16 protein-coding genes are annotated in these 16643 nt (G+C 69.4%); 4 read left to right on the forward strand and 12 right to left on the reverse strand.

All coding sequences use genetic code 11. From position 1 onward, the window contains the following. Positions 1 to 46: 46 nt before the first annotated feature. Positions 47 to 703, reverse strand: coding sequence for a rhomboid family intramembrane serine protease (locus U8331_RS10395; protein WP_481130965.1), 657 nt, complete (start codon positions 701 to 703; stop codon positions 47 to 49). A gap of 121 nt (positions 704 to 824) precedes the next feature. Beyond that, positions 825 to 1157 carry an MGMT family protein gene (locus U8331_RS10400; RefSeq protein ID WP_481130966.1) on the reverse strand — a complete coding sequence of 111 codons (333 nt, stop codon included), beginning with the start codon at positions 1155 to 1157 and terminating at the stop codon, positions 825 to 827. Between the two features lie 40 nt (positions 1158 to 1197). On the opposite strand from U8331_RS10400, the gene U8331_RS10405 reads away from it, so the two are divergent. Beyond that, positions 1198 to 1608 (forward strand): hypothetical protein, encoded by a 411-nt coding sequence (locus U8331_RS10405; protein ID WP_481130967.1) that lies wholly within the window; start codon positions 1198 to 1200, stop codon positions 1606 to 1608. Between the two features lie 141 nt (positions 1609 to 1749). On the opposite strand, the gene U8331_RS10410 is transcribed toward U8331_RS10405, so the two are convergent. After that, positions 1750 to 2877: an inorganic phosphate transporter gene (locus tag U8331_RS10410; protein ID WP_481130968.1), complete on the reverse strand. Its 1128-nt coding sequence runs from the start codon at positions 2875 to 2877 to the stop codon at positions 1750 to 1752. A 10-nt stretch (positions 2878 to 2887) separates the two neighbouring features. After that, the gene (locus U8331_RS10415) at positions 2888 to 3514 is read right to left on the reverse strand and encodes a DUF47 domain-containing protein (RefSeq protein WP_481130969.1); all 627 of its coding nucleotides are present in this window, start codon (positions 3512 to 3514) and stop codon (positions 2888 to 2890) included. A 306-nt stretch (positions 3515 to 3820) separates the two neighbouring features. Between U8331_RS10415 and U8331_RS10420 the strand changes: the two genes are divergently transcribed. After that, positions 3821 to 5170, forward strand: a complete 1350-nt coding sequence (locus tag U8331_RS10420; RefSeq protein WP_481130970.1) for a hemolysin family protein — start codon at positions 3821 to 3823, stop codon at positions 5168 to 5170. Further along, positions 5154 to 5789, forward strand: a complete 636-nt coding sequence (locus U8331_RS10425) for an exopolysaccharide biosynthesis protein (RefSeq protein WP_481130971.1) — start codon at positions 5154 to 5156, stop codon at positions 5787 to 5789. Before U8331_RS10420 ends, U8331_RS10425 begins: the two co-directional genes overlap by 17 nt. A 10-nt stretch (positions 5790 to 5799) precedes the next feature. On the opposite strand, the gene U8331_RS10430 is transcribed toward U8331_RS10425, so the two are convergent. The 3 genes from U8331_RS10430 to U8331_RS10440 all read right to left on the reverse strand — a co-directional run bounded on the left by U8331_RS10430 (position 5800) and on the right by U8331_RS10440 (position 9785). Continuing rightward, entirely contained in the window at positions 5800 to 7983 is a 2184-nt protein-coding gene (locus U8331_RS10430; RefSeq protein ID WP_481130972.1) for a putative bifunctional diguanylate cyclase/phosphodiesterase, read from the reverse strand. After that, entirely contained in the window at positions 7980 to 8894 is a 915-nt protein-coding gene (locus tag U8331_RS10435) for a phosphate/phosphite/phosphonate ABC transporter substrate-binding protein (RefSeq protein ID WP_481132956.1), read from the reverse strand. Before U8331_RS10435 ends, U8331_RS10430 begins: the two co-directional genes overlap by 4 nt. A 135-nt stretch (positions 8895 to 9029) precedes the next feature. Then, the gene (locus tag U8331_RS10440; protein ID WP_481132957.1) at positions 9030 to 9785 is read right to left on the reverse strand and encodes an RNA methyltransferase; all 756 of its coding nucleotides are present in this window, start codon (positions 9783 to 9785) and stop codon (positions 9030 to 9032) included. 159 nt (positions 9786 to 9944) lie between these two features. On the opposite strand from U8331_RS10440, the gene U8331_RS10445 reads away from it, so the two are divergent. Further along, positions 9945 to 10772 carry an inositol monophosphatase family protein gene (locus tag U8331_RS10445; protein ID WP_481130973.1) on the forward strand — a complete coding sequence of 276 codons (828 nt, stop codon included), beginning with the start codon at positions 9945 to 9947 and terminating at the stop codon, positions 10770 to 10772. A gap of 314 nt (positions 10773 to 11086) precedes the next feature. On the opposite strand, the gene secF is transcribed toward U8331_RS10445, so the two are convergent. The 5 genes from secF to queA all read right to left on the reverse strand — a co-directional run bounded on the left by secF (position 11087) and on the right by queA (position 16601). After that, a complete protein-coding gene (gene secF, locus U8331_RS10450; protein ID WP_481130974.1) occupies positions 11087 to 12055 on the reverse strand; it encodes a protein translocase subunit SecF in 969 nt (322 codons plus the stop codon). A 19-nt stretch (positions 12056 to 12074) separates the two neighbouring features. Further along, positions 12075 to 13940 carry a protein translocase subunit SecD gene (gene secD / locus U8331_RS10455; protein WP_481130975.1) on the reverse strand — a complete coding sequence of 622 codons (1866 nt, stop codon included), beginning with the start codon at positions 13938 to 13940 and terminating at the stop codon, positions 12075 to 12077. A gap of 56 nt (positions 13941 to 13996) precedes the next feature. Then, positions 13997 to 14332, reverse strand: coding sequence for a preprotein translocase subunit YajC (yajC, locus tag U8331_RS10460; protein WP_481130976.1), 336 nt, complete (start codon positions 14330 to 14332; stop codon positions 13997 to 13999). Between the two features lie 107 nt (positions 14333 to 14439). Then, positions 14440 to 15543, reverse strand: coding sequence for a tRNA guanosine(34) transglycosylase Tgt (tgt, locus tag U8331_RS10465; RefSeq protein WP_481132958.1), 1104 nt, complete (start codon positions 15541 to 15543; stop codon positions 14440 to 14442). A 5-nt stretch (positions 15544 to 15548) separates the two neighbouring features. Beyond that, positions 15549 to 16601: a tRNA preQ1(34) S-adenosylmethionine ribosyltransferase-isomerase QueA gene (gene queA / locus U8331_RS10470; protein WP_481130977.1), complete on the reverse strand. Its 1053-nt coding sequence runs from the start codon at positions 16599 to 16601 to the stop codon at positions 15549 to 15551. Between the last annotated feature and the right edge of the window lie 42 nt (positions 16602 to 16643).

Here is a 16643-nt window from a genome sequence, read left to right on the forward strand (position 1 = left end):
GGCGAAGGCCCGGGCACTGTCCCGGGCCTTCGTCTTTTGGCCTGCCTCAGCGGACGATGCGCGGCCGCGGTGGCCGACGCTTGCCGAATGGCGGCTGCCCGCGCCAGTAGCGGATCAGCAACCAGCCGAACAGCATTCCGCCCAGGTGCGCGAAGTGCGCCACCCCCGGCTGCCAGCCGGTGAAACCCAGCAGCAGCTCCGCCACGCCGTAGACGATCACCAGCGTGCGCGCCTTCATCGGGATCGGCGGGATCAGCAGCATCACCCGCTGGTGCGGGAACAGCATGCCGTACGCCAGCAACAGGCCGAACACGCCACCGGACGCGCCGACGGTCGGATACGCCGCGCCGCCCTCCGACATCGTCCACGCGCCGACCGCCAGCTGGCACACCGCGGCACCGACGATGCAGACCAGGAAATAGGTGAGGAAACGCTTCTCGCCCCAGGTGTGCTCCAGCGGCGCGCCGAACATCAGCAGCGCGAGCATGTTGAACAGCAGATGGGCGAAGCTGCCGTGCATGAAGCCGTAGGTCAGCAACTGCCACGGCAGGAACCCGGTCGGGGCGTACGCGTCGCCGCCGCTGCCGAGCGGCCACAGCATGAACGACGCCAGCGCCAGGTCGCCCAGCACCATCTGCAGCAGGAACACCACGCCGTTGGCGATCAGCAGGCCCTTGGTGACGGGCGGCAGGTTGGAAAACATCGCACCTCCAAAGTTGCGCGCATGGTAGCCGGTCGGCTGTGAAACCAGGCCTCGCGGACCTGGCTGGCGTTTGCGAGCAGGCAGGCGGCGATGCGCGGGGCACCGGCCGCGGCTCACCTCCTCAGCGGGGGAGCCCCCAGACCTGTTCGTCCATCGTCGCTGCCGCGCGCTGGCCGCGCACCCGGCCATTCTCGACCCATACCCCCTCGGCACGCAGCCGCTGACTCTGCTCGGCGAATTGGGGCGAATCCGGCGGGAAGGCGATGCGCCCGTCCGAGCGCAGGATGCGGTGCCAAGGCAGCCGCTCGTCCTCGTTGCCGCTCAGCAGACGGGCCACCATCCGCGCGCGTCCCGGCAGGCCGGCGCGCCGTGCGATCTCGCCATAGCCGGCCACCTGCCCCCGTGGAACGGCGCGGATCGCGGCGAGGATGCGGGCGGTGGCGTCGTTCTCCATCGGAGGGGATGATAGGCGTCCCGCACCGGAGGCGCGCACGATGCCCAGTTTCGACCAGATCCGCCAGCAGCTGGCCCAGGCCGGCTTCCGCATGTCGGTGCAGGACGAGGGCGTGCTCTGCATCGAGCTGTCGCTTGAACAGGGCACCCGGCACCAGGCGATCTTCCTGTCGGAACTGGAGGACGACGATGCCCGCCCGTACCTGCGGGTGAGCACGGCCGTCGCGCCGACCACCGGCCTGGATGCCCGGCGGGCGCTGGTATTCAACTGGCAGAGCCGGGTCGGTTACCTGGCGATTGGCGACCTCGACGGGGTGCCGTACCTGCAGCTGTGCGAAAACCGCCCGTTCGAAGGCCTTGACGCCGCCGAGGTGCACCGCCTGGTACTGGAGATCGGCGGCCTCGGCGACCGGATGGAACGTGCGCTGTCGGCCGACGGCGACCTGCTGTAGGTCGAGGCCCGCTGTCCGATGGGCGTCGCGGGCGCAGGCCCAGCGGCGATCGGATGATCGTCCCACGCCGCCGGTTCCAGGATCGCGGCTGAAGCCGCTCCTGCAGGCGCCCCGGCAGAAGGCGCGGGACGCGAGCGGAACCTACGCCCAGCCGACCGATGCCAACAGGCGGAACAGCAGGTAGGCGATGCCGCCGGCCATCGGGATCGTGAGGATCCACGCCCAGATCATCTTCTCGACGACGGTCCACTTGATCGCGTTGAAGCGCTTGGCCGTGCCGACGCCCATGATGGCCGATGAGATGTTGTGGGTGGTCGAGACCGGGATGCCCAGCGAGCTGGCCAGGGTGATCACCGAGGCGGCGCTGGCTTCCGCGGCGAAGCCGTGGATCGGGTGCAGCTTCACCAGCTTGTGGCCCAGCGTCTTGATGATGCGCCAGCCACCGGCCGCGGTTCCCGCCGCCATCACCAGCGCGCAGGTCAGCTTGATCCACAGGTCGATATCGCCGTCGGCCAGGGCTCCCGGCGAGGGGTGCAGGAACGCGAGGAAGCCCGGCAGGTTGTCGAGGGTGCCGTCGGCCTGCGCCGCCACCAGCGCCAGCGCGATGATGCCCATCGTCTTCTGGGCATCGTTCATGCCGTGCGCGAAGCCCATATAGCCGGCACTGGCCAGCTGCGCCTTGCCGAAGAACGAGTTCACCCACCGCGGCCGCGCCAGCCGGGCCAGTAGCCCGCCGCTGCTCGCCATGCCGGAGATGATGGCGAACAGCACGCCCATCAGCAGGAAGCCCGCGGTGAAACCGAGCACCGGCGAGCTGACCATCGGCACGATCACCTTCCACAGCACGCCGGCGCTCTTGTACCAGGGGTCGGCCGGCTCGTTGAAGATGACGGCGTCGACATTGTTGCTGGCCGCCGCCAGCGCGGCGCCGACGAGGCCGCCGATCAGCGCGTGCGAGGACGACGACGGCAAGCCCAGCCACCAGGTAATGAGGTTCCAGACGATGCCGCCCAGCAGTGCGCACAGGATCAGCTGCGAGGTGACGTCGACCACGCCGGCGTCGATCAGGCCGGAGGCGATCGTCTTGGCCACCGCGGTGCCCCACAGCGCACCGATCAGGTTGGTGCTGGCGGCGAGGGCCACCGCCTGCATCGGCGACAGCACCTTGGTCGCGACCACCGTGGCGATCGAGTTGGCGGTGTCGTGGAAGCCGTTGATGTACTCGAAGACCAGCGCAACGAGCACCACCGTCAGGACCAGGGTAAGCATCCTGCCGTCCTCAGGAGTTCTTCAGCACGATTTCGTAGGCCACCACGCCCGCCTCGCGGCAGCGGTCGATCGCCTTTTCGAGGATCTCGAAGAACTCCTTGAGCAGGAACATCTGCAGCGGATCGAGCTTGCCCGAGTAGATGTCGCGGTACAGCTCCAGCATCAGCCGGTCGGCCTCGTTCTCCAGCGCACGCAGCTTGTCGCTGAGCGCCTTCATCTGCTCGAGCTTCATCTTCGGCAGCGCGCGGACCATCTCCACAACCACCGACGACGCCTGCTCCAGCATGGCCGCGCGCGGGGCGAAGTCGATGTGTTCCAGGTGCTGGATCGCCAGCGAGTAGCGGTCGGCGAACTTCTCGACCTGCTTGGGAATCTTGTAGAGCGCCGAACCCAGCGCCTCGATGTCCTCGCGCTCGATCGGGGTGATGAAGCTGTCGACCAGGGTCTGGCTGATCTTGTCGGACGCCTCGCGCTCGCGCTGGCGGGCCAACTTGAAGGCATCCAGAGCCGGCTGCCGGTCCGAGCCCCTCAGCATCCCGTGCAGGGCCTTGGTGCTGTCGTGCGCGGCGACCGCCGAGTCCTCGAGCAGCGTGTAGAACTGGTTGCCTTGGCCGAACATGGTTTGCAGGGAGAACATGGAATGACCTCGTCGTGCCGCGGCGGGCTGCGTGGCAGAAGGGTGGAATGCGAAGGGGTGCGATGTGTGGCGCGTCCGGGGACACGCTGCAACCGCGATTATGACGGTTTCGTGACGGGCACGCTTCACCGGCTTCATCCGGACGCGCCCGGGCAAGCTGCTAACATCGCCCGGCGCCGATCCCGGTGCGCCCGCTCCGATTTCCGCCCACTCAATGGACGACGACCCTAGACCGCCGCCTGCCGGCCCCGCGCGCTTCCCGCGCCCGTGGTGCCACCGCCTCCCCTGCCGACCAGGAGCCGCCCCGTGCTGGAGCTGCTGATCGTCGCGGCCCTGATCGTCCTCAACGCCTTCTTCGCGATGTCGGAGATGGCCCTGATGACTTCGCGCAAACTGCGCCTGAAGCAACTGGCCGAGGACCCGTCACGCCCGAGCCGCGCGGCGCGCAAGGCGCTGGCGCTGGCCGAGCACCCCGACAACCTGCTGTCGACCGTCCAGATCGGCATCACCCTGATCGGCGTGCTCACCGGCGTGTTCGGCGGCGAGGCGATCGGCCTGACCATCGCCGGCTGGCTGCAGGGCATGTGGCCCAACGCGGACGAATACGCCGAGGGCATCGGCATCGGCACCGCGGTGGGGCTGATCACCGCCGCCCAGGTCATCTTCGGCGAACTCATCCCCAAGCGGCTGGCGCTGACCGACCCGGAACGCATCGCCTGCGCGGTGTCCATTCCCCTGGCGGCGGTATCCAGCGCGGCCAAGCCGGTGGTGCTGGCACTGGGCTGGATCAACCGCGCGGTGCTGCGCCTGCTGGGCATCCGCGACGACGCGCGCAGCGCGATCAGCGAAGAGGAAATCCGCCTGCTGGTGAGCGAGAGCCACGAGCAGGGCGTGATCGACGCCGACGAACGCAAGATGGTCAACCGCGTGCTCGGCCTGGGCGATCGCACCACCGACAGCCTGATGACGCCGCGCACGCGCATCTCCTGGCTCGACGCCGACGCCCCGCTGGACGACAACCTCGAGGTCATGCGCAATTCGCCGTTCTCGCGCTTCCCGGTGATGCGCGGCGACGACCAGAACGTCGTCGGCGTGGTCGAGGCCAAGTCGCTGCTGCGCGCACTCGCGCCGGGCGTGCCGATCGATCTGTTCGGCAACATGCGCGAGGCGCTGTTCGTGTCCGAGTCGACCCACGCGATGAAGCTGCTGGAGATCCTGCGCGAAGAGCAGCAGTCACTGGCGCTGGTGGTCGACGAGTATGGCGACGTCACCGGCGTGGTTTCGGTCAACGACGTCATGAGCGCGGTGATCGGCCGTGTGCAGTCGGGCATGGGCCCGGCGGCCGACCACGACGACGACGGCCACTCGCCGGTGGTCGAGCGTGCCGACGGCTCCTGGCTGATCGACGGCTCGCTGCACGTGGAGGACCTGCGGGAACTGCTCGGCGACGCGGTTCCCGGCGAGAACGAGCACGACTTCCACACCGCCGCCGGCATGGTGATCGCCCACTTCGGTCGCATCCCGAACGTCGGCGAGGTGTTCTCATGGCCGGGGTGGCGGATCGAGGTGGTGGACCTGGACGGACCACGCATCGACAAGCTGCTGCTGGATCGCGAGGCTGTGCAGGATCCCGACGCCGATGACTTCAGCGCCTAGGCACGAAGCGCTCCACGAAGCCGGTACCCGGGCCCTGCTCGATGCGTTCGCCGTCGGCGCGCCGGAGGAGGTGCTGAAACTCGGGGACGTGTTCGCCGGCCTGGGACGGCGCTCGTTCGGCATGCTGCTGTTCGTCTCCACCCTGCCCGCCTTCATCCCGATCCCCGGCGTGGGCGGCGCCATCAGCGGGCCGCTGGTGGTGCTGGTCGGCGCTCAGCTGCTGATCGGGCTGGCCACGCCGTGGCTGCCGCGTTTCGTGGCCCGCCACGGGCCCCACCGGCATTCGATGGTGCGTTTCCGCGACCTGCTGGCGCCATGGCTGACCCGCCTGGAGCGCGTCGTCCGACCCCGCGCGAGCGCCATGCTGGACCGCCGGCTGGCCAGCGCGGTGACCGGCCTGCTGCTGGTGCTGCTGGGCATCCTGCTGTCGCTGCCGATCCCCTTTACCAACTTCCTGTTCGGCGCGTTGCTGTTGCTGTTCGCGCTCGCGCTGCTGGAACGCGACGGGCGGTTGATGGCCGTGGCCTGGGTCGCCGGCGCCGTCGCGGTGGCGGTGTTCGGGGTGCTTTCAGGGCAGTTGGCGGCGATGGCGGCGGGCTGGGTCGACCTGCTGGTCTGACCTCGAGGACTCAGGCTCCCAGCGGCGCCTCGTCGGCCGGCAACGGCAGCGGCCGCCGGGTCCGGAGCATGGCCATGAACGCGTCCAGCGCCATCGGCTCGCCCAGCCAGAACCCCTGCGCCTGGTCGCAGCCACGCTCGCGCAGGAGCGTGCACTGGCCTTCCTTCTCCACCCCTTCGGCCACCACGATGATGCCGAGCGAGTGCGCCATCGCGATGATCGCGGTGGTCAACGCCAGGTCGTCCGGATCGTGCAGGATGTCGGCGACGAAGCTGCGGTCGATCTTGACCCCGTCCACCGGCACCCGGCGCAGGTGGCTGAGCCCGGAGAACCCGGTGCCGAAGTCGTCCAGCCAGACCTTCACCCCGGTGTCGCGCAGGCGCGTCAGCAGTTTGCTGGCGAGGACCTCGTCGCCGATGACCGCGGTCTCGGTCAGCTCGACATGCAGTTGCTGCGGCGCCAGCCCACTGTCGCGCAGGCACGCGGCGACCACCTGCGGCAAGTCGCCGCTGCGCAGCTGCCGCGGCGAGACGTTGACCGACACGAACAGCGGCTCGCCGCCGGTGCGGACGCGTTGCCAGCTCACCGCATCGGCGCAGGCGGCGCGCAACACCTGCGGACCGATGATCTCGATCAGGCCACTCTGCTCGGCCACGTCGATGAACACCGAGGGCGCAATCACCCCCTGCTCCGGGTGGCGCCAGCGCAACAGCGCCTCGGCGCCGACCATCGCGCCGTCGTAAAGGCGGTAGATCGGCTGGTAGACCAGGCTCAGCTCGCCGCGCGCCCAGGCACCACGCAGCTCCTGCTCCAGGTGCATGCGGCGCTCGACCGCCTGGTCCATCGCCCGGCTGTAGAAGCGGAAGCAGTTCTTGCCCGCGACCTTGGCCTGGTACATCGCGATGTCGCCGTTCTTCATCAGCGACGTGGCGCTGGCGGCGTCCTCGGGGAACAGGGTGATGCCCACCGAGGTGCCGAGGAACACCTGCCGCCCCTGCAGCAGCAACGGCGCGCCCAGCTCGTCGACCAGCGCTTCGGCGAGCCGGGCGGCAACCGTGCGCGCGTCGATGGCGCCGCCCTGCGCCTCCACCAGGATCACGAACTCGTCGCCGCCGAAACGGGCCAGCATCGCGTGCTCGCCGCCGAGCCGCTCGACCGTGCTGCGTATGCGGCTGGCGAACTGCAGCAGGACGTCGTCGCCGGCGTCGTGACCGAGCGTGTCGTTGATGCGCTTGAAGTCGTCGATGTCGGCGAACAGCAGTGCCAGCTGCCGCCCCGCGCCGTGCAGTCGCAGCAGGTGGCTGTCGAGCGCCTCGCGGAACGCCAGCCGGTTGGCCAGCCCGGTGAGTGCGTCGGTGTAGGCCATCCGGCGGATGTCGCGGTCGTGGCGCGCCACGCTCTCGCGCATCTGTCCGAACGCACGCATCAGGTCGCCCAGCTCGTCGGCGCGAGCGGTGGCCGGGAGCCGGGCTTCGAACCGGCCCGCCTCGACTTCGCGGGCGGCATCGGCAAGATGGCGGATGGGCTGGACCAGCGAACGCCGCACCAGCAGCGACACCACCAGCCCGAGCAGCAGCAGGCCGGCCCCGAACAGGCCGAGCCAGGTGAGGTTGCGCCGCCCCAGATCGTCCAGCTGCGACCGCAAGGCGCCGACCGCCTGGTCCTGGACCCCGCGGAAACCGACCAGGTCATACCCCACCCGTACCCCGCCCAGCCGCTCGCTGCCGATCATGATCGGCGCGGCCACGTCCATGGTGGTGTCGCTGAATTGCGTGTGCAGCCCGCGTGCGCGGACCGCCTCGTAGGCGAAGGCGTCGTCCATCGGCTCGCCGTAGCCCGGGATGTCGTGGCTGCCGTCGTGCAGGACGTTGCCATCGGCATCGAACACATACACGTAGCGCGCATCCGGCTGCCGCATCGCGGTGCGGCCGAGCGTGCCGATCGCGTCGAGGTCGAAGTAGTACAGCGGGTTGGCGAGCGAGTCGGCCAGCTGCGCGACCATGCCCTCGCTGCGACGCCGCAGGCTCTCGCCGGCCAGCGACTGGATCGCTCCGCGGCTGAGACCCTCGACCGCCGCCTGCATCCGCTGTTCGCGATGAAGCAGCAGCGCGATCAGCGCCGCCATGCCGACCAGACCGATCGCCATCACGAGCAGGAACTGCCCGTGCAGCCCGGGACGCAGCTTCAGTTTCATTCGACTTCCGCCCGGACCCGGGCGACGCCGGCCTGCAGCCGTTGCAGGGCTTCACTGGAGGCCGGGTCGACCGGCAGGAAACGGGTGGTCTTGAAGAAGCGCAGCATCGCCTCGCGCGCGGCGGGGTCGCTGGCGGCTTCGACCAGTACCTCCTGCAGCCGCGCGCGGACCCGCGGATCCATGTCGCGCCGTACCAGCTCGACCGCGCGCGGGTACTCCGCGGTGCGGCCGATCACCCGGAAGTCGCGGCGGAACGCCTCCGGCATCCGGCGCGGGTTGTCCCAGTCGAGGTTGCTCATCACACCGGCGTCCACCAGCCGCTTATGGACCCAGGTCGAGATGTTGAGTTCGGACCGGGCGAACAGGTAGCCCAGCGCCGGCGAATCGATCACATCGTCCGGAGACAGCAGTATCTCCAGCGCGATGCCGTGGGCAAGCAGCTCGCCGGCGGGGGCGAAATAGGCGCTGGTGGACGAGGGACGCTGGAAGGCGATGCAGCGCCCGCGCAGGTCTCCCAGCGACTCGATGCCGCTGTCGCGTCGGGCGAAGAACACCGTGTGGTATTGGCTGGTGCCGTCGCGCTCGGTCAGCAGCAGCGGCTCGACGCCGGCCCGTTCGCGCAGCAGCATGCCGGTGCCGGCGGTCTCGGTGACCCAGTCGACGCGGCCGCGGCGCAGGTAGCTGGCCATCTGCTGCGGATCGCGCGCCATCAGGATGCGGCCTTCCCGGATCCCCACGTCCGCCATCCGCGGCACCACGTAGTCCAGCAGCGGCTTGAGCTGCTCGTGGTGCGACCTGGGATCGTCGCTGATGCGGCCGAGCACCAGCACGCCGTCGTCGGCCGCCAGCGCCGGCGTGGCCAGCCAGGCAAGGGCGAGCAGCAGGACGGCCAGTCGGCGCAGGCGTGGGATCAAAGCGGGAAGCTCGCGGACACCCGACGACCGGGCAGGCGGAGCCTAATTCAAACGCGGCGCGGCCGATACTGCCGCCCCACGGCCACCGATGGCCCGGCCCGTCGCCTTTTCCGACGGCGGGCGACGCGGCGGTCAGCCGCGCCGGGCGAGCATGGCCATGCGCTGGGCGTCCGACAGGATGCCGCGCAGCAGGCGGACCTCGCGTTCGTCGAGGTCGGCGCGCAGGAACAGGCGACGCAACTTGCGCATGGCAGACTCGGGCGCGCGCCCCTTGTGGAAGTCGATATCGTCGAGCGCCTCGCCCAACTGGGCGAACAGGCCTTCCAGCTGTGCGTGGGAGGCCGGCGGGTCGCGCGGCGGCGCGGGCTCGGCCGGGGCGGTACGCGCCAGCATCGCCAGCCGCAGCTCGTAGGCCAGCACCTGCACGGCCGCGGCCAGGTTCAGCGAGCTGTAGCCGGGATTGGCGGGGATGTGCACCGCGGCATGGCAGAGCTGCAACTCGTCGTTGTCCAGCCCGGTCCGCTCCCGGCCGAAGACCACCGCGACCTCGTCGCCGCCGTCCGCGGCGGCCACGGCGCGTCCTGCCGCGTCCCGTGGCAGCAGTTCCTCGAGCTGGACCCGGCGGCTGCGGGCGGTGCACCCCAGCACCAGCCGGCAATCAGCGACCGCCGCGGCCAGAGTGTCGAACCGGGCCGCGCTGTCCAGTACGTCGTCCGCGCCGGCCGCCAGCGCCGCGGATTCGGCGTTCGGGGCCTTTTCCGGCGCGACCAGGACGAGCCGTGCGAGCCCCATCGTTTTCAGCGCGCGGGCGGCCGAACCGATGTTGCCGGGGTGCTGGGTGCCCACCAGCACGATCCGCAGGTGGCCTGCTGCCGCTTCGCCGGGCATCGGCTGGGCTTCGGCCCCGGGGGTGGCCGGTGTCGACTTGGTGCTCATGGTGCAATGGTAAACTGCGCGGCCGGCCACGACCCCGTCGTGCAATCGCCGGCCCGCTCTTTCTCCCCGCCAGTCCGCCCCTGTTCGCTCAGCAAGTCGAGGCCGTTTGCCATGCAGAAACCCGCCGTCACCCTCATGGTCAAGGCCGCCCGTGCCGCCGGCAACGTGCTGTTGCGCCACATGCACAAGCTCGATGCGCTGAACGTGGTCGAGAAGGACCGGCTGGACTTCGCCAGCGAGGTCGACGGACTGGCCGAGAAGGAGATCATCAAGGAGTTCCGCCGCTCCACGCCGGATTACGCGATCCTGGGCGAGGAAGGCGGCTCGGTGAAGTCGAAAACCGGCAGCCGCTTCACCTGGGTGATCGATCCGCTCGACGGCACCAGCAACTATCTCCGCGGCATCCCCCACTTCTGCGTCTCGCTGGCGCTGGTCGAGAACGGCGAGCCGGTCCACGGAGTGATCTTCGACCCGCTGCGCAATGAGCTGTTCACCGCCAGCCGTGGCAGCGGCGCGACCCTCAACGACAAGCGCATCCGCGTCGCCGACCGCAAGGACCTGGACGGCGCGATCGTCCTCACCGGCTTCCCGCCCCGCGAGCGCAAGCGCGCCAGCGCGCAGCTCAAGTGCCTCGACACGCTGCTGGTGGAGATCGAGGACATCCGCCGCACCGGTTCGGCCGCGCTCGACCTGGCCTACGTCGCCTGCGGCCGTGCCGACGCGTATTTCGAAGCCGGGGTGAAGCCGTGGGATATTGCCGCCGGCGCGCTGATGGTTCGCGAGGCAGGCGGCAAGGTATCGGACTACCGGGGCCGATCGACCGGCCCGATGGACGCCCGCAGTCCCGACACCCGTCCGCTGCTGGCAGGCAACATCAAGGTCGCCGAGCTGCTGCAGCAGCGGATCGTGAATACCGGGTATGCCGCGGCGTTCGAATGACGGATTCCGGGGCAGGTGAGCGCCTGCCGGCGTGCTTTCGCGCGCAGCGGTATGGAGCCGGATCCGGAACTGGACCTGGATCTGGACCCAGGTTCGGTTCGGGTTTTTCGATGGGTTCGGGCCCCGGTTGGGATTCGGGCTGTTGTAGGAGCGGCTTCAGCCGCGATCCGGCAATCGTTCGCCCGCACCCACTCCATGATCGCGGCTGAAGCCGCTCCTACAGCCGTACCCGCCCCCGCGTAACCCGCTCCCGTCCGGACACAGAAAAGGCCACGCGATCGCGTGGCCTTTTTCTTACCCGTGGCAAACGTCGATCAGGGCCGGCGAGCCAGCGCCGCCTCGTCCTTGGCCTTCGGCAGCAGGTCCTGCTTGGTGACCTTCAGGAACCCGAGGGTCAACAACGGCGCCGCCACGAAGATCGAAGACAGCGTACCCACGACCACGCCGATCATCTGCGACTCGGCCATGCCGCGCAGCGAGCCGCCGCCGTACAGGTACAGCGCCAGCACGGTCAGGAAGGCCACGAACGAGGTGATCACCGTCCGCGACAGTGTCTGGTTGATCGACGCGTTGATGATCTGGTCGGGGTCGGCGCGCATCGAACGGAAGTTGTCGCGGATGCGGTCGAACACGACGATGGTGTCGTTGATCGAGAAGCCCAGCACCGACAGCACGCCGGCCAGCACGGTCAGGTCGAACTCGTGGCCGGTGAGCGCGAACCAGCCCAGCACGATCACCACGTCCTGCAGCGAGGCGATCACCGCGGCGATGGCGAACTTCTTCTCGAACCGGAACGAGATGTAGATCAGGAAGCCGACGACGACGAAGATCACCGCCCAGATGCCGTTGAGCGCGAGCTCCTGGCCGACCTGGGGACCCACGAAGGCGCTGCTCACGACGGTGCCGGGATTGTCCGGCGTCGACACCGCGCGGGTGATCTGCTGGGCCGCCTGGGCATTGGCGGCGACGTTGTCCTCGGCGTCGTCCACGCCGTCCAGCTGCATCCGGACCAGCAGGTCGTTGCCGGAGCCGAACGAAATGACCTGGGCGTCGCCGAAACCGGCCTCGGCCAGGCGGCCACGCGCGTCGTTGATGTCGACCGGCTTGTCGAAGCGCAGTTCGGTGACCGTGCCGCCGGTGAAGTCCAGCGCGAAGTTGAAGCCCTTGGTGGCGACGGCGCCGATGGAGGTCGCGACCATCAGGGCCGCGATCACGAACGCCACCCACTTCATCCGCAGGAAGTTGATCCTGGGCTCGGCCGGGAAAAAGGTCAGAGGTTTCATGGTCGTTTCCCGTGTCTCGTCAGATCGCGATGGACTTGAGCTTCTTGCGCCAGCCGTAGATCAGCGTGGCCATCGCGCGCGATGCCGACACCGCGGTGTACATCGACGTGACGATGCCGACGATCAGCGCGACCGCGAAGCCCTTCACCGGGCCGGTGCCGAACGCGAACAGCGCGACGCCGGCGAGGACGGCGGTCATGTTGGCGTCGGTGATGGTGCCGGTGGCCTTCTCGTAGCCGGTCGCGATGGCGGTCTTGGCCGGCATACCGGCGCGCAGCTCCTCGCGTATGCGTTCGTTGATCAGCACGTTGGCGTCCACCGACAGGCCCACCGTCAGCGCGATGCCGGCCAGGCCCGGCAGGGTCAGGGTGGCGCCGAACAGCGACATCACCGCGACCAGCATCAGGATGTTGAGCAGCAGCGCGGCGCAGGTGATCAGGCCGAACATGCGGTAGTAGACGAGGAAGAACAGCAGCGCGAAGCAGAACGAGTACGCCACGGCGGTCAGGCCGCGCTCGATGTTCTCCTTGCCCAAGCTCGGGCCGACGACGCGCTCCTCGACGAAATCCATCGGCGCGGCCAGCGAGCCCGAGCGCAGCAGCAGCGCCAGGTCCGCCGCTTCCTTGGCGCTGTCCAGGCCGGTGGTCTGGAACTCCTTGCTGAAGACGCCGTTGATGGTCGCGACCGAGATCACCTCCTCGCTGACGCGGGTGGTGCGGACTTCCTCGCCGTTGACCATCCGCACCTCGGGGATGCGGTCGATGTACACCACCGCCATCGGCTTGCCGACGTTCTGGCTGGTGAAGTCGAACATGCGCTGGCCACCCGACGCGTCCAGCCGCACCGAGACCGAGGGCGTACCCGACTGCGGGTCGACGCCGGAGGTCGCGCCGATCAACTGGTCGCCGGAGGCGATCACGCGCTTGTTGAGCAGGATCGGGATCGGCTTGCCGTCCGGTCCGAGCTCCTTGCGGTAGTAGACCTTGGCCTGCGGCGGGACGTTGCCGCTGGCGACGGCGTCGTAGGCGTTGCCCTCGACCACCGCGCGGTACTCGAGGGTGGCGGTCGCGCCGATCAGGCGCTTGGCCTCGGCGGTGTCCTGCACGCCGGCCAGCTCGACGACGATGCGGTCGCTGCCCTGCCGCTGGATCAGCGGCTCGGCGACGCCCAGTGCGTTGATGCGGTTGCGCAGGGTGCCGAGGTTCTGCTCCAGCGCCGCGGTCGCCATGCGCTGCAGCTCGGCCTCGGGAATCCGCACGGTGATGGTGCGCCCCTCCACCTCGGCGGTCAGCGCCGGCTGGCTGGTGGCGATCTGCTGCCGGGCCTGGTCGAGCGCGGAAGCATCGGCCAGGGTGACCACGACGCTGTTGTCCGGGCGCCGGGTGACCGACTCGTAGCGCACCCGTGCGTCGCGCAGCACCACCCGGATGTCCTCGACGATCGCGGTCAGGTGCTTGTCTAGCGCGGCCGCCTGGTCGACCTGCATCAGGAAGTGGACGCCGCCCTGCAGGTCCAAGCCGAGCGACATGCCCTCGGCTCCCAGCGCGGTCAGCCAGTCAGGCACGGTCGAGGCGAGGTTGAGCGCCGACACGTAGTCGCTGCCGAGCATCGGCTCGAGCGCGTCGGATGCCCGCGTCTGCTGTTCGGCGTTGGGCAGCCGGACCAGCACGCCGTCATCGGCGAGCTCGACACCCTTGACCGGCACCCCGGCCTGCTCGAGCGTCGTCTCGACGCGCTCCACCAGCGCGGCGTCCACGGTCGCACCGCGGTTGGCGGTGATCTGCACCGACGGATCCTTCTGGTACAGGTTGGGCAACGCGTACAGCGTGCTCAGCAGGATGGCCAGCACCAGTACGACGTATTTCCAGCGCGCGTAAGTCAGCATCGATTGCCCCTGCGGCAGCTCCCCGGCCGCCGTTGGTCAAATGGGTTGGAGACGGCTCAGGCCGACTTCAAGGTGCCCTTGGGCAGGACATTGGCGATGGCGCCCTTCTGCACGCGGATGCGCACGTTGTCGGCGATCTCGACGGTGATGAAGTTGTCGCCCAGGTCGACCACGGTGCCGGCGATGCCGCCGTTGGTCAGCACCTCGTCGCCGCGCGAGAGCTTCTCCAGCATCGCCTTGTGCTCCTTGGCGCGCTTCATCTGCGGGCGGATCATCAGGAAGTACATCACGCCGATCAGCAGGATCGGGAACAGCAGCGACATGCCGAAGCCGCCCGGCTGGGCCGCGGTCTGGGCGTGGGCGGGGGCGATCACGAGGTCGAGCAGGTTCATGTCGGTATCCGTGAAGGACTGAAAATAAGCCGGGGATTATGCCACGGCGGTGGCGCCGGCCTTTGCCGTTGCTGGCGCCGGCCGGGCGGGCCGGCACGGGCGGGTGGTCAGCCCGGCCTGCGGGCCGCGTAGAAGGACTCGCGGAAGGCGCCGAAGGTTCCCTGCCCGATCGCCTCGCGCATGCCGGCCATCAGCCGCTGGTAGTGGCGCAGGTTGTGCAGGGTGCCCAGCATCGGGCCGAGCATCTCGTTGCAGCGGTCCAGGTGGCGCAGGTAGCTGCGGCTGAAACCGCCCGCGCAGGCGTGGCAGTCGCAGCCCTCCTCGATCGGCCGCAGGTCCTTCTCGTATTTCGAGTTGCGGATGCGGACCACGCCCTCGCGGGTGAAGAAGTGGCCGTTGCGGGCGTTGCGGGTCGGCATCACGCAGTCGAACATGTCGACGCCGCGGGCCACCGCTTCGACCAGGTCCTCCGGCCGGCCGACGCCCATCAGGTACCGCGGACGGTCTTCCGGCAGCTGCGGCGTGGTGTGCTCGAGCATCGCATTGCGCTCGGCCTCGGGTTCGCCGACCGCGAGGCCGCCGATCGCGTAGCCGTCGAAACCGATCTCCTTGAGCGCTTCCGCCGAACGGGTCCGCAGCCCGTGGTGGACGCCGCCCTGGACGATGCCGAACAGCGCCGCGTCGTTGCCCTCGTGCGCGCGCTTGGAGCGCTCGGCCCAGCGCAGGCTCAACTCCATCGAGCTGCGCGCGACCTCCTCGGTCGCCGGGTACGGCGTGCACTCGTCGAAGATCATCACGATGTCCGAGCCGAGCACCTTCTGGATCCGCATGCTCTCCTCGGGACCGAGGAACACCTGGCTGCCGTCGGTCGGCGCGGCGAAGGTGACGCCCTGCTCGGTGATCGTGCGCTTGTGCGCCAGCGAGAACACCTGGAAGCCGCCGGAGTCGGTCAGGATCGGCCCGTCCCAGCGCTCGAACCCGTGCAGCCCGCCGTGCGCCTCGATCACCTCCAGCCCCGGTCGCAGGTACAGGTGGAAGGTGTTGCCGAGGATGATCTCGGCGCCCAGCTCGCGTACCTGATGCGGCAGCACGCCCTTGACCGAACCGTAGGTGCCGACCGGCATGAACGCCGGGGTTTCGACCGTGCCGCGCGGAAAGGCGAGCCGGCCGCGGCGGGCGGCGCCGTCGGTGTCGAGCAGTTCGAAGGACATCCGGCTCACGGGTGGGCCTCCGGGAACAGCAGCATCGCGTCTCCGTAGGAGAAGAACCGATAGCGTTCGGCGATCGCGTGCGCGTAGGCGGCGAGGATCCGGTCCTTGCCGGCAAACGCGGAGACCATCATCAGCAGGGTGCTCTCGGGCAGGTGGAAGTTGGTGACCATCGCGTCGACCGAGCGCATCCGGTAACCGGGCAGGATGAAGAGCCGGCTCTCGCCGGCGAACGGGCGCAACTCGCCGTCCGGATTGGCTGCGGTGCGCTGCATCGCCGATTCCAGCGCGCGCACCACGGTGGTACCGACGGCGATCACGCGCCCGCCGGCGGCGCGCGTGCGACGGACCCGTTCGACCAGCTCCGCACCGACGTTGATCCACTCGCTGTGCATCACGTGCTCGGACAGGTCATCGACCCGCACCGGCTGGAAGGTACCGGCGCCGACGTGGAGGGTGACGTGGCCGGACTGCACGCCCTTGGCCGTCAGCGCGTCCAGCAGCGGCTGGTCGAAATGCAGGCCGGCGGTCGGCGCCGCGACCGCGCCGGTGTTGCGGGCGAACACGGTCTGGTAGCGCTCGGCATCGTCGGCGCCCGGCTCCCGCTGGATGTACGGCGGCAACGGCAACCGGCCGGCATGCAGCAACCATTGCTCCAGCCCTTCGGGCACGTGGAAACGCAGGCGGTAGAACTCGCCGTCGCGCCCGAGCACCTCGGCCTCGCCGCCGGCATCGAGCGCGATCCGCGCACCCGCTTTGGGCGACTTGCTGACCCCCAGCTGGGCACGCGCCTCCATGCCACCGAGCAGCCGTTCGATCAGGATCTCGACCCGGCCGCCGGTCTGCTTGGTGCCGAACAGCCGCGCCGGGATCACCCGGGTGTCGTTGAACACCAGCAGGTCGCCGGGCTGGAGCAGGTCCGGCAGTTCGGAGAACACGCGGTCGGCGAACGCCGCCGGCGCCGGTGGCACGACCAGCAGCCGGCTGGCCGAACGCTCCGGCAGCGGCGCCTGGGCGATCAGCCCGGGCGGCAGGTGGTAGATGAAATCGGACTTCTTCAAGCAGCTGGCTCTCGGTGCGCCGGCCCTGCCGGGGCGGCGCGG

The organism is Lysobacter sp. CC-YZS074 (assembly GCF_056739745.1).